Origin of the sequence: Sodalis sp. CWE, from assembly GCF_019646055.1 — a bacterium.
In the GTDB taxonomy this organism is placed as follows: domain Bacteria; phylum Pseudomonadota; class Gammaproteobacteria; order Enterobacterales; family Enterobacteriaceae; genus CWE.
In genome coordinates this window covers 515,158-530,525 of sequence record NZ_JAESFE010000001.1, presented here as the reverse complement: position 1 = coordinate 530,525, position 15,368 = coordinate 515,158, and the positions used below count along the sequence as shown (strand labels likewise).

4 protein-coding genes and 2 pseudogenes are annotated in these 15,368 nt (G+C 30.0%); 3 read left to right on the top strand and 3 right to left on the bottom strand.

Annotated features, from left to right (window positions below; translation table 11 throughout):
• Positions 1 to 172 precede the first annotated feature (172 nt).
• Positions 173 to 2,671 (top strand): annotated as a pseudogene (gene gyrA, locus JK145_RS02030) (DNA topoisomerase (ATP-hydrolyzing) subunit A); the annotation flags it as partial.
• A 206-nt stretch (positions 2,672 to 2,877) separates the two neighbouring features.
• On the opposite strand, the gene JK145_RS02025 reads toward gyrA, so the two are convergent.
• Positions 2,878 to 3,546: a MarC family NAAT transporter gene (locus tag JK145_RS02025; protein ID WP_220665176.1), complete on the bottom strand. Its 669-nt coding sequence runs from the start codon at positions 3,544 to 3,546 to the stop codon at positions 2,878 to 2,880.
• A 1,150-nt stretch (positions 3,547 to 4,696) separates the two neighbouring features.
• Between JK145_RS02025 and prlC the strand changes: the two genes are divergently transcribed.
• Entirely contained in the window at positions 4,697 to 6,739 is a 2,043-nt protein-coding gene (prlC, locus tag JK145_RS02020) for an oligopeptidase A (protein WP_220665175.1), read from the top strand.
• A gap of 984 nt (positions 6,740 to 7,723) precedes the next feature.
• Here the strand turns inward: prlC and JK145_RS02015 are convergent.
• Positions 7,724 to 9,271, bottom strand: a complete 1,548-nt coding sequence (locus tag JK145_RS02015) for an inorganic phosphate transporter (protein ID WP_220665267.1) — start codon at positions 9,269 to 9,271, stop codon at positions 7,724 to 7,726.
• A gap of 1,239 nt (positions 9,272 to 10,510) precedes the next feature.
• Positions 10,511 to 12,163 (bottom strand): annotated as a pseudogene (gene metG / locus JK145_RS02010) (methionine--tRNA ligase); the annotation flags it as partial.
• A 1,739-nt stretch (positions 12,164 to 13,902) separates the two neighbouring features.
• Between metG and mnmA the strand changes: the two are divergent.
• Complete coding sequence (gene mnmA / locus JK145_RS02005) at positions 13,903 to 15,012, top strand: tRNA 2-thiouridine(34) synthase MnmA (protein WP_220665173.1); 1,110 nt, start codon at positions 13,903 to 13,905, stop codon at positions 15,010 to 15,012.
• The last annotated feature ends 356 nt before the right edge of the window (positions 15,013 to 15,368 follow it).

Sequence of the window (15,368 nt, the reverse complement as noted above, 5' to 3'; positions counted from 1 at the left end):
TGAAGTATATTTTCTTTTCTTCTAATGAAGAGAAATTTGCTAGATCTAATCTAATCGATTAGCTTTATTCTATCTTGCAAAATAAGAATGATGTGTCTTTTATAGGGTTCAGTTAAAGCTGAGCAAGAAATAAACAATCTTATCATCTAATACGTAGAGAGATAGCAGTTTCATGAACGAGTTTGCCAAAGAAATTACGTCAGTTAATATTGAAGAAGAATTAAAACGTTCCTATCTAGACTATGCTATGTCTGTTATTGTTGGACGTGCCTTACCCGATGTACGTGATGGACTTAAACCCGTACATCGTCGTGTATTATTTGCAATGAATGTACTTGGTAATGATTGGAATAAGCCTTACAAAAAATCTGCACGTATTGTAGGGGATGTTATTGGAAAATATCATCCTCATGGAGATTCTGCAGTTTATGACACAATTGTACGGATGGCGCAGCCTTTTTCATTACGCTATATGTTAATTGACGGTCAAGGCAACTTTGGGTCTGTTGACGGCGATACTGCTGCGGCAATGCGCTACACAGAAGTACGAATGGCAAAAATAGCCCATGAACTTCTAGCTGACTTGGAAAAAGAAACAATTGATTTTGTTCCTAATTACGATGGAACAGAAAAAATTCCAAGTATTCTCCCAACGAGAGTGCCTAATTTGTTAATCAACGGATCTTCCGGTATTGCAGTTGGCATGGCTACTAACATACCACCTCATAACCTTTCAGAGGTTATTAATGGATGTTTAGCTTATATTGATAATGAAAATATCAGTACAGAAAAGTTAATGAAGTATATTCCTGGTCCTGATTTTCCGACAGCTGCCATTATTAATGGCCAATGTGGTATTAAAGAAGCTTACCGTACTGGAAGAGGAAAAGTTTATATTCGTGCACGCGCAGAAGTAAAAACAGATAATAAATCTGGACGAGAAGTTATCGTCGTAAATGAGATTCCTTATCAAGTAAACAAAGCACGTCTTCTTGAAAAGATTGCTGAACTGGTAAAAGAAAAGCGTATCAGAGGTATTAGAGGATTACGAGATGAATCTGATAAAGATGGTATGCGTATTGTCATAGAAATTAAAAGAGATTCCGTAGGAAAAGTAGTGTTAAATAATCTCTATTCTCTGACTCAGATGCAGGTTTTATTTAGTATCAATATGGTTGCGCTACATTATGGATTACCAAAAACCCTCTCTTTAAGGGAAATTTTATCTGCTTTTATAAGTCATCGTCGTGAAGTAGTGACGAGACGCACAATCTTTGAATTACGAAAGGCTCATGAGCGTATTCATATTTTAGAAGCACTTGCAGTAGCGTTGACAAACATTAATCCAATAATTGAATTAATTTGTCAAGCATCAACGCCAATGGAAGCAAAGAATGCTTTGATTGCCCGTCCATGGTCTTCTGGTCTCATCACAGAAATTGGAAAGGAGTTAGAAACAGAAAGTAGCATTCATAAAAGTCATTATTTCTTAACAGAAGAACATGCTCAGACAATTTTAGATTTACGTCTACAAAAATTAACGAGCTTAGAACACAAAAAAGTTTTGGACGAATATAAAAAATTATTAGTTCAAATCGCTGATCTGACCAAAATCCTAAATGATCCTAATCAATTAATAAAAGTTATTCGCAAAGAACTTTTAATCATACAAGAACAATATAAAGATCCGCGTCGTACAGAGATTACAATTAGGAGATTAGATATCAACACCGAAGATTTAATTAATCAAGAAGATATTGTTGTTACTCTATCTCACCAAGGATATGTAAAGTATCAGCCTTTAACTGATTACGAAGCGCAACGTCGTGGTGGAAAAGGAAAATCCGCAGCTAGTATTAAAGAGGAAGATTTTATCGAAAGATTATTGGTAGCAAATACACATGATATAATTTTGCTATTTTCTAGTTTTGGTCGAATGTATTGGATGAAAGTTTATCAATTACCGGAAGCTAGTCATGGTGCTAGAGGTCGTCCAATAGCCAATTTAATTCCTTTAGAGCCAAAAGAACGAATTACTGCTATTTTGCCTTTACCAATTCGTGAATATGCAAATCATCTTCATGTCTTTATGGCAACCGCTAGTGGTATTGTTAAAAAAACTCCTCTTGCTAGCTTTAGTCGTCCTCGTAGCGCTGGAATTATCGCTGTTAACTTAAATAATGGAGATGAGTTAATTGGTGTAGATCTGACAGATGGAAGCCATGATATAATGTTGTTTTCTGCTTATGGAAAGGTAGTTCGATTTTCAGAGAATCAAGTAAGAAGTATGGGACGCGCTGCAGCTGGTGTTCGCGGGATTAAATTAATTGAGGGTGATAAGGTGGTGTCTCTTATAATTCCACGTGGTTCTGGAACTATCTTAACAGTAACACAAAATGGTTATGGAAAGCGCACTACTCAAACTGAATACCCGATTAAGTCTCGTGCTACACGAGGCGTTATCTCTATTAAAGTAAATAAACGAAATGGTAAGGTAATTGGTGCTGTACAAGTAGATGATCACAATCAAATTATGATGATTACAGATGTAGGAACTTTAGTTCGTACCAGAGTTTCTGAGGTAAGCATCATAGGTCGCAATACTCAAGGTGTAGCACTGATTCGTACTACAGAAAACGAACGTGTAGTAGGACTACAACGCATTGCTGAAATGAAATTTCATGTTAATTAAATTTAAAGTAGAATTTTAGTATATGTTACTTTTTTAAAGTATTCTAATCGTTTAATTATTCTCTTCTAAAGAAGAAAATATTGTTTTTCACTATGCTAAAACAGCATCAGTTTTCTATTTGTGCAGTTATCACTTTTAATTTTTAACTAGAATCAATGTGTTTGATTTCGAAACTTAAAGTAGAATTAAAGATGACAGTTAGTAATGATTTCTAATATACCGTTAATGATAAATTGGACCCCCATGCATACTAAAATAAATCCCATTATTCTCGAAATTGCCTTAATTCCAGTTGCACCAATCAAATTCATGATGACACATGAGCCACGTAACCCTATCCAAACAAGAAAGCTAATAGATAAAAAAACTAATATCGGCGCAAATAAAACAACTAAATAGGAAAAATAAAGAGTTTTATTAAAGGTTGAAACCCAACTAATAATCATTGAAATAGCCCCCGGACCTACCGTACTTGGCATAGTTAACGGTACGAAAGCAATACTAGTGGTAGTTTTTTTATGATTTTTTTGTATATCAAATTTAAAATAATCTAAATCACTATCAATTTCCTTTGGGAATAACATATGAAAACCGATAAAAAATACAATAACACCTCCAGCAATTCGTAAACCTGACATAGAAATACCAAAAACATTCATAATCAACGTTCCAGCATAAAAAGTAATCACCATAGTAGTAAAAACGCATACCGAAGTTAGAAGGGCCTGTTTATTTCGTTCTGCTACACTCATTCCTTCACTAAGACTAAGAAATAATACTATGGTAGCAAGTGGATTTACTAAAGGAAGCAGCATTATTAGGCCTAAACCAACTTCTTTAAAAAGTTCAAACATACTTAATAGCCTCCTTCCCATTATCTCCACGAGCTGAATTTTTCAATTTTTATGGTTTTATAAGACGGACCATTTACTTAGAGATAGCCTGATTGGCATTTACAAACAAAAAGATTTTCTATACAGTTTTTAGTATTCAAAATGAAAAATTGAATCTGATCATTCTGCTTGGGCTTGTCAATCTAGAAAAAACTAGTAAATAAAAGCGAGCTTTCTCTTAAAAAGAAATTCAGCAATTTATTCTAGCTGTTACAAAGCGCTATTACATAGTAATTATTTCCAATTTTGACAAAAACATATAATTGAAAATTTAACTTTTGAACTAACCAATTTTTACGTTTTTTATATGTAACTATGCAATGTATAACCAAAAATATATTAGAGAAGTATTTATGTTGATTAAAACATATGCTCTCAAGGTTAACATAAAATTTTTAATGTACGATGTTTATTAATGTTTAAATGATATATTTAGGAAATTTTAATATTTAAATAAGCTGTTAGTTATTCAAAATTTAGAATGTGCTCAATGATTTAATAATTTTAATAAGACGTAGGTCTTTCTATCTATGTAGAAAGAATTTGCTCAACTATTTTTTTAACCATAAATGGGAGTTTTTAAAAATTGATAAATTTAATTAATTTTTACGTATTGTTTGCAAAATCGTACTATATTGATAATAATTTTGCTTATAAATGTAGTTAAAATATTCTACTGGTAATTGAGTAGAATAAATAATCTTATAAATCAAGATGATTAAAATCGAACAAATAGGACACCTATTTCATTTATGCACTTCCTGCTCAAGTAGATTATTAGTATTAATAGTACATATAAAGTTAACCAAATATAGGGAAATTAAGAAAATATTATTTTTTTTTGATTTTTTTGATCATAAATTAATAGCATAAGCTATTAATTTATGATCAAAAAAAATCCTAATTGCGGTTATTGTTTTCAACAAACAATAAACATAAACCTTTATTTATTAAATATATTTTTTAATTCACAAATGAATTTTTTTAAAAAAAATGGTATTTCCTTTATGAATCATTTAAATTATTATACTTTTTCTTTTCTTCTTTAAAAAAAAGCAAAACAGATTATACATTTATCGTTCATTTGTCAGTTAAGGAAGCAGGACTTCATATGATTAACCCTTTATTAAAGTCGTTTTTTTTGCCTCCATTTTCTTCCATTATTCCTGAATATGTTGTACCGGCAGTAACAAGCGCTCTTAAACACTGTCGTAATACAGTTGAAAAAGTCATAGCACAATCTGGTCCTTTTACTTGGGAAAACCTTTGTCAGCCTATAGCAGAAGCAGATAATAATTTAAGTAGGATCTGGGGACCAATTAATCATTTAAATGCAGTAAAAAATAGTAAAGAATTACGTGAAGCTTACGAAAAAAGTCTTTTATTGCTATCTGATTATAGTTCTTGGATAGGACAAAACAAGAATTTATATGAAGCTTATCAAACTCTTCGCGAAAGTAAATGCTATAAAACAATGGATCTTCCAAAGAAAAAAGCAATAGATAACGCATTGCGTGATTTTGAGTTATCTGGTATTAACCTATCGAAAGAAGACCAGCAAAGATACAGGCAAATAGTTTCTAGATTATCTGCATTGGGATCAACTTATAGTAATAACGTTTTAGACGCAACCATGGGATGGAGTAAGTTGATTACCAATAAAAAGGAATTGACTGGAATTCCCGAAAGTACGGTTTCTTTTGCACGTGCTCGTGCAAAGGATCAAGCGAAAGAAGGATGGTTATTAACTCTTGATGCTCCATGTTATCTTTCTGTACTTACTTATTGTGACAATGCAATTCTACGAGAAGAAATTTATCATGCTTATAATACTCGAGCTTCCGATCAGGGACCAAATGCTGGTAAATGGGATAATAGTCCTGTTATGAAAGAAATTCTTGCATTGCGTTATGAATTAGCGAAATTGCTAGGTTTTAACAATTATGCTGAAAAATCTTTAGTCACAAAAATGGCAAAAAATCCACAGAAAGTATTAGATTTCCTTATGGATTTAATAAAGCTTGTTCGCCCTTATGGAAAAAAGGAATTAGCGAAATTACGTTCATTTTCAGCACATTATTTTCATTGCGATACATTACATCCGTGGGATATTTCCTACTATGGAGAAAAACAAAAACAATATTTTTTCTCAATTAACGAAGAAGAACTTCGTCCTTATTTTCCAGTTGCGCGTGTTATTAACGGCTTATTTGAAGTCATTAAACGTATTTATGGCATTTCCACTAAAGAACGCACTAACATAGATACATGGCATCCTGATGTTCGTTTTTTTGACTTATTTAATGAAAATGGAGAGCTCTGTGGTAGTTTTTATTTAGATTTATATACGCGTGATAATAAACGCAGTGGCGCTTGGATGGAAGAATATGTTAGTTTATTACGTAAAAAAAATGGGGAACTGCAAAAACCGATAGCTTATCTCACTTGCAACTTTAGTTGTCCAATGGGGAATAGACCCGCTTTACTGACACATAGTGAAGTAGTAACTTTATTTCACGAATTTGGTCATGGGTTGCATCATATTCTTACTTGTGTTGATACACCTGGAGTAGCTGGCATTAATGGTGTTCCTTGGGATGCTGTTGAGTTGCCAAGTCAGTTTATGGAAAATTACTGTTGGAAGTCTGAATCAATTGCACTCATTTCTGGCCACTATGAAACCAATGAACCAATTCCTAATAAGTTATTAATACAAATTTTAAAGCTAAAAAACTATCAAGTGGCGCTATTTATGCTTCGTCAACTAGAACTTAGTTTATTCGACTTTCTTATTCACTGCCAGTTTGCTCCGGAATATGATTCATGTATTTTAAATACACTAATAGAAGTAAAAAGACAGGTATCGGTAATTCCTAGTGTGCCATGGGGGCGATTTCCACATGCATTTAACCATATTTTTTCTGGTGGTTATGCGGCAGGATATTATAGTTATTTATGGGCAGATGTACTAGCAGTAGATGTTTGGTCTCGATTTGAAGAAGAAGGAATTTTTAATAGAAGCGTTGGTAAATTGTTTCTCGAAACAATACTCTCACGCGGAGGATCTGAAGATCCGATTGTGCTTTTTTCTCGATTTCGTGGACGTAAACCGAAATTACAGACTATGCTTCGTCATTATGGTTTTCAAGAATAAAAATCAGCATTCAAGATATACTTATAATTCATTGGATATTTAAACTCTTGAAGCAAATTAATGTCATTATTTAATGATAATAAAAGGGGTCATATTCTAAACCACAGATATTTTCATTAAAATTACCTATGAGAGCCGTTCAGCGTGAATGTTAGCAACGAGCGGTTTTGATAATTAATTAATCAATACGAAATACATATCACGATGATTTTTTAAAAAGGTTTTTTTATCTCTCTTACAAAGATGGGACTTTTTTAAAAAGTTAGTAATGCACATGTATTTAACAAATATCTAATTCTAAATTAGAAATCTTAATATAATTAAGAATATTAAATATTGAAGTGTTTGTTTTGATTTTAAATAGAACTCATTTCTAGTGATTTAGAGTATATATAATAAATCAATAAAAGAAGTAAACTAGAGATGTTATGAAATAATTTTAAGATTGATCTATAATATTTTTTCAATTTTTATTCGATTAAAAATTAACTCGAGAATTCATTCAGAACAATTACATTTAAATTAGTTTGAATAAACCGTTTTTTTCTTTTGATCAAGAAAATTCTAATATAGAAGATTATTTTTGATGAAAAACAACATTGCTAATATGTATCTCTAAACGCGGTATCTTGTGACGAATAGAATTATTATTTTTTTTCAATTTTAGTTTTAACGTCTAAAGGGTACTTTTAGTGATTTTTTTATAAAAAGCAGCCTAAATAATTTCTGTTTGATCGTATTTCATGGAATTCGTTACAATACGTTCAAAAAATTTCCTAAATAAAATTGTTTTAAAAAAGTTATTTAGACTTTTTAGAAGATATTTATTAGAGCGAATAAATATTATTAATTTTTATTATGGTTGAATATTTAATAAACTTCACTCTATTTAATAAAAAAACTAAAAAATGATCTAGAGATCTCACAGCTGATTGTTGGTGTTGTAAAAGGCTTTATTTAGAATAATCCTAGTTGCCAATTTTTTTAGATTAAACAAAACAATGTCCAATATAAACTTCCGGCAAGAATGATTGTTACCGGAAGGGTCAGTATCCAGGCTAAAAGAATATTTTTTATAGTTGTAATTTGTAATCCCCCTCCATCGATTAACATGGAGCCGGTTACTGCTGATGATACTACGTGAGTAGTAGAAACTGGCATTCCAGTATAGCTGGCAATTCCAATAGATATTGCTGCTGTCAATTGTGCAGAAAGCCCCTGAGCGTAAGTCATATTTTTTTTTCCAATTTTTTCTCCAACAGTCGTAACCACACGACGCCACCCTACTGTAGTTCCTATAGAGAGTGAAAGCGCTACGGCAAAAATAACCCAAGTTGGAGCGTACTCAATAGTATTAAGTAAATCTTTACGTAAATTTAGTAATAGACGTTTATCTACAGTTGGCATTTCAGGTAGTAATGCCATATTATCAGCGATATCAGCAATGTATATCAGCAAGTATCGCACACTGGAACGCTGATCAGCATTAAGTGTTTCATAATTATCCAAGTTATTTAATAACAATAATAAATAATTGATTGCACATAGAACTCTTTCAGGTGTACCACAATTATTCGTTTTAGCTTGAGAGCATACATGATGATTTATTTGATTCAATGTCTGACTATTGAAAACTGTTAGTACATTTTTATTGGTCGAATATATAATAATAGGATTTGAAATCAATTCATTTGAATAATGTTGCATATAGTACCGTTCTAAACGACTCACTGCGTCGTAAGTACGACTGATATCATAGTCGTTGGCATTCATATTGACTACAAATTTTGCCGGCATTATACCTATCAACATTAACATAATAAGCCCTATGCCTTTTTGTCCATCATTAGAACCATGGGAAAAACTCACACCGGCAGCCGAAAGGATTAAAGCAATACGAGTCCAGAAAGGTGGTTTTTGCTTTCCGTCTTTTTTTTCTCTTTCTGTTGGGGTTAGATTAATACGAAAATATGTTTTTTTATCATTACAATAATGACGAAAACAAAACACTATCGCTCCAGCTGGAACTAAACCAACAATCGGTGAAATGATAAGAGATAGGCAAACTTCGATCAGTTTTGATACATTTAATGCCTGGATCATGGAAGTGTTACTTATTAAAGCATTAGTTAAACCAATTCCAATGATTGAACCAATAAGAGTATGCGAACTAGATGTAGGTAATCCAAAATACCATGTTCCTATATTCCACAAAATAGCTGCTAATAACATAGAAAACATCATCGCCAAACCACAAATTGAGCTAATATTGAGTAAAAGTTCAGTTGGAAATAAATGAATGATAGTATAAGCCACACTCAATCCACCCGTTAATACTCCAAAAAAATTAAACACTCCGGACATAATAACTGCTAATTTGGAGCACAAAGTACGAGTATAAATCACAATGGCAACAGCATTAGCTGTATCATGAAAACCATTGATGGCCTCATAAATTAAAACAAAAACTAATGCGAACACTAACATTAAACCAGTAGGATATTCTCCTATATTGGTGAATAGATGTGGCATAGATAGTTGCGCCATTATTTATAAGTGAACAAATCATATTATCTGTAATAAGAAGGATAGCAGAAAAGAAAAAAGTAATCTTTTTTTGATAAATCAATCGTCGGTAGTAAGTATAGATACATTTTATTTTCTTTTACTAAAGAACTTGTATCAGTAAACTTCTTAATTAAAGGGATATGTCTAGTTTTTGAAGTTGTTAAAAAGGAACAAATTAATTAAAAGAGGTAGGAAGCTTTCCCTATCACTTTTAACACAGCAAATATTATCAGCATTTTATAGTTATGCGTTACGAAGCAATAGTATTGTTTGTTCTTTCTTTCAAAGAAAGATCAATTACCGATTTATCTCAAAAATAGAATATTTCTATAAAAAATTTTTAATTAAAAAGAGAAAGAAGATCATTTCAATAATAAAAAATTAACTAAACACAATTTATTTAAATAACTTTAACATCGTTTATTGAGTCTATCATAAATTACTTTTAAATAAAAAAATTTTAATTATTATGCTTTTTTTTATTCGTTATAAAAGTAGTTATAGGACAAATGTCTTTTTATTCAAAATAACATGCTGTATTTTACAAATATTAAATTAATAATAAACGAGAAATTTCAACGAAATTAATACTATATATTCTTAATAATCAATATAAAGAATATCGCTTTCTTCTGGCCTAGAAGAAAGCGATATTTAAAATAAAGATATAATATTATTTGCAAATAAAAAAATAAGTAATGCTATTTAAAATAGTTTTTTTTGTAACTAATTTTTATTCTAAAATACGGTATAACATTCTCTTCTATAGAAGAGAGAACAGTGCATCCATGGATCTAAAATAAACGTACATTTCTAATAATGTATTTCTATTTTAGAGAAAAGATTATAATATAGTTATTAGAAGATCTTTTTAGGCATTTTACTATTAAATTTAGTAAAATTAGTGCGCATAGGTTATGTTGCTAATAGTAATTATTACTAATAAACAATATTTTTAACTATTCATAATCAAGTAGACATACTAGTTTAGTGTTCTATATTAATTAGAAACATTTTAATTAATTTTTAATTAATGCTTCTAATTAAAAAATAAAAGAATCAATTAGCCAATAATTATTATTCCTTTTTTTAGAAAAAAGTTTTTAAAAATTTTTTGCTATTTTAAGTAGCAGTTTTGGAGAGTTAATTAACAAAAATTTCTCAAATAATCCTATCAATTCATTAGATATTTTTTTTAATTAGCGATTGTTTGATTATTTCCATGATTTGTTCTTCTTTAATACGGCTAAACAATATTTCGAATGAACAAATTTTATGTGATAGTAAAGGTTTTGAAAGGAGATCCCAAGAAAGAGAAGTAGAAAGAAATAGTTCAGATCGCTTTGCTAAAGCTGGAAGAATTGGTTTTAAATAGATCATCAATATCCGAAACAATTGGATTCCCATTGAGCAAACATTATGTAAGTTTATTTCAGAATTTTTTTGTTTCGCTATCATCCAAGGAGCTTGCTTATCAATGTAGCGATTAGCTAAATCTGCTAGAGTTATAATTTCACGAGTTGCGCGACTAGTTTCTCGATCATGGAAGGATTTACCTATTGAAGTTTCGGCATTAATAAAAGTCGCATAAAGATTATCATCACAAATTACATCTGACAGTCGATTATTAAATCGTTTATTAATAAAACTAGCACTTCGTGCGGCTAAATTGATAATTTTGTTTACAATATCAACGTTAAATCGCTGAACAAAATCTTTCAAATTTAAATCGATATCACTAATACACGTAGATGATTTAGTAGCGTAATAATAACGAAGACAGTCTGCATCTAAATGAGCTAAATATGTACTAGCCTTAATAAAAGTACCGCGTGATTTAGACATTCTAGCTCCATTTATAGTGACGTATCCATGCACAAATAGATTAGTCGGTTTACGAAATTGACTACCTTCTAAGATAGCCGGCCAAAATAAGCAATGAAAATAGATAATATCTTTCCCAATAAAATGATATAACTCGGTTTTAGAGTTTATATTCCAGAATTCATCAAAACAAATATCATTTCTTTTCTTGCATAAGTCTTGAAATGCTGCCATATATCCGATTGGAGCATCCATCCAAACATAGAAAAATTTTCCAGGCATATCTGGAATCTTAAAACCAAAATAGGGCGCATCTCGGCAAATATCCCACTGTTTTAATCCTGATTTAAACCATTCTAACAGCTTATTAGCTGTTTTTTTTTGCAATGAACCAGAACATATCCAAGAATATAACTGTTCACCAACAGCCGGTAAATTTAAAAAAATATGCTCTGATTCTCGCAAAACAGGTTTAGATCCTGAGATTACAGATCTTGGATTAATAAGATCAGTTGGGTTGTAACTTGCTCCGCAAGCTTCACAATGATCCCCGTATTGGTCAGGCGAGAAACACTTGAAGCAGTTGCCTTTTACAAATCGGTCTGGTAAAAATATCTTTTTTTTCTGGTCAAATAACTGAGAAATTGTCCGTAATTTAATCAGTCCATTTTTCTTCAGGCGTTGATAAATTTTCATTACAAGAGCTCTATTTTCCTCACTATGAGTCGAACAATAGTTGTCATAACTAATATTAAACCCAGAAAAATCTTTTTGATGTTCTATATTGATCTTATGGATCATCTTTTCTGGGGAAATACCTAACTGTTGTGCTTTAAGCATAATTGGAGTGCCATGAGCATCATCAGCACAGATAAAATAAACTTGATGACCTTGCATTCGTTGATAACGAACCCAGATATCTGCTTGTATATGTTCTAACATATGCCCAAGATGGATTGGACCATTAGCGTATGGTAATGCACAAGTTACTAGCATTTTCTTTTTGGTTTGATAAGACATAATAGAAAAAATTCCTTTTATTTTATGGAAATTTGTGATGTTTAATAATGTAAATTTACTACTTAAGAGTAAGATTTTATTATCATCAATTAATATGATAATTAATAAAGATTATGTTTGATTTATGATAGCTTAAAGTTTACTTTTATTTTTTCGATGAGGAATCAAAATATATTTTTTAACTTAAAAATATGCAAATTTTAAGAAAAAAATCCTTAATTAATTAAAATTAACCTAACATTAATTTTTTTGAAATCTCTCTTAAAAAGAGAGATAAAAAATGTTTTAAGTAGACATCTAGAGTTACCCCTTTCTTTTTCAGAAAGATAAGTAAAAATTTTAAATTTAATTTTAAGATTTTTTGAAACAGAAATTTTATCTAAAAATTTAGAACTATTTAAATAGTAAATATGGCATATTTTGTTACCCTAAATATTAGGTTCGATAGTGATAAAAACCTGTAACGAAAATTTCTACCATTAATTATTTTTCTTTACTAAAAGTAAAATTTAATTTAATCTACACGAAAAGTATTGAATATGTATTCATGTTAGAATATATGGACACACATGTCATAATCACTTATAACAAGTTCATTAGTAATCTAATTTATTTGGATTGATTCAAATAAAAAAAAATAAATAAATTTATGAAAACATATTTCGTTTTTTAAAAAGTCCAAAAATTGGATATCTTTTTATGCATATAACTTATCTCTATAAAAAGTAATATTTTATACATATTGAACCATCTTTTTATATAAAAAGATCAAAAAATTAAATGTTCTAAGAACTTTTTTAGTTTAAATTCGAAACTGGAAAATATCTTCAGCACTCATAATAAATTTCTTAATTTTCGACAATTACAATACAATACTTAAGAAAGCAATTCACAATATCGATTAAATGTTAAAAATAGAACATTTTTTAAAAAAATTAAATTATTGGATTCTGAATCATTAGAAAATCAAAAGAGAAAACATTCTAGATTTTCATTTTGAAATGATTAATAAATTTTGAAAAATTCAATATTTTAAATAAACACATGGTTAGGAAGTTTTCAAATAAAGATCGGCTAGTTTTAAAAAAACTAAATAAAAAAAGAAATAAAAAATTATTTATTATATTCCACTATTTACGTTTGAAAATTCTCACGAAGATTATTTCCAATTCTTAGAAGATATTTTTAATAGAGATTAAAATGTGAAAATTCAAAAATATCGAAATTATTTTTCTTATCTTTTACTACAAGTACAACAATAAATATGTTGAGCGTTTTATTAATTTTCAAAAATAAAAATCTGTAAATAAATTAAAAATCTCTCTGTTGTTCGAAAAAAAAATATTTTGAATAACTGCAGATCATGAAAAGATAACACAATAGTTATATCAGTTACTTTATCTCAAAGAATAAGTTATGCAATCTCTAACATAAAAAATATTAAAATTCTCCATTGAAGAAATGATAATTATCGATAATTTTTGGATTATAACTTTAATTTTTGATCTTAAATAGGGATACTTGCAGTTGTATTCAGTATATTTTTTATATGTCTATAATTTTTTTCTAAAAAAGAATTTCTCAATGTTTAGATGTTTGATTTTTTGAAAAATTGTTACAGACATGAGCTTGCTTCATTTGTAATAATGATCAACTAAGAAAGAACTAATGATAAAGTCATAAAAAATTATAGTAGTGTAATTTTATTTACATTGTAACAATCAAGGATTTCTATTCATTTCAGAGGTTTTATGCCAAAAAATATACGAAAAAAAGTAATTATTGGCATGTCAGGTGGAGTTGACTCTTCTGTTTCAGCTTGGATTTTGCAACAGCAAAATTACCAGGTAGAAGGGTTATTTATGAAAAATTGGGAAGAAGATGATGATGAAAAGTATTGCGCTGCAGAAAATGATCTTGCCGACGCTAAATCTGTTTGCAATGCACTAGGTATCAAGTTACATACCATCAATTTTTCTGCAGAATACTGGGATAATGTTTTTTTACATGTTATTTCTGAATATAGAGCAGGAAGAACTCCTAACCCGGATGTTTTATGTAACAAAGAAATAAAATTCAAAGCTTTTTTAAAATTTGCTATTGAAGACTTATATGCTGACTATATTGCAACTGGGCACTACGTACAACGTGCTAATTTCAATGGAAAAAGCAGGTTGTTACGCGGTTTAGATGAAAATAAAGATCAAAGTTATTTCTTGTATACGTTGAGTCATAAACAGCTTTCCTACTGTTTGTTTCCAATAGGAAAAATGAAAAAACTAGAAGTTCGCCGTCTTGCCGCTAGACTCGGCTTAGTAACAGCAAATAAAAAAGATTCTACTGGAATTTGCTTTATTGGAAAAAAAAATTTTCGTGATTTTATCAGTCAATATTTACCTGCAAATCCAGGACTTATTATATCCGTCGATGGTCAGCAAATAGGTATTCATCAAGGTTTGATGTATCACACTTTAGGACAACGAAAAGGATTAAGAATTGGTGGAATTCGTGGTAATGGAACAGATCCTAGGTATGTGGTAGATAAAGATATCGATCGTAATCAATTAGTTGTCGCCCAGGGACGTTTTCATCCACGGTTGATGTCTACTGGACTTATTGCTAACCAACTTCACTGGGTAGAAAGAAATCCCCTTGAAAAAGAATTGTATTGCACGGTAAAAACTCGTTACCAACAACCTGATGTCCATTGTTTAATAAAACCAGAGATAAATGGACATTTACAGGTTATTTTTTCACAGCCTGTGTATGCTGTTACACCAGGTCAGTCGGCGGTATTTTACCTAAAAGAATTTTGCTTAGGCGGTGGAATAATTAAAAGCCGCTGTCCATTAGCTTATTAAGATTTCTACGATAATTAATACATATGTAACTATCTAGTTGGGTTTAGACGATGAAAATATTAGGTTGTTCAATAACCAAATATGCTCGATTTTTATAAAAAAGAGTCAAAAAAATAAACTTAATATGAACAAACAGAATTATTAAATGATCATAAGGTTTTTAATTTTAGTAGTTAAAGATAAAAGATGATGCGAAACTCTTTAATTTAAGATCTATCCACTCCTCCTCATAGGAGGAGATTTTTAGCATAACAGTTAGCCAAATTGCTACTTTTTATAAAAAAGCTAATGTAATGAATGTTTTTGTTCAAAATTTATTTTGAATAATCTTCATTTGTTATTTAAATAAATTTAAT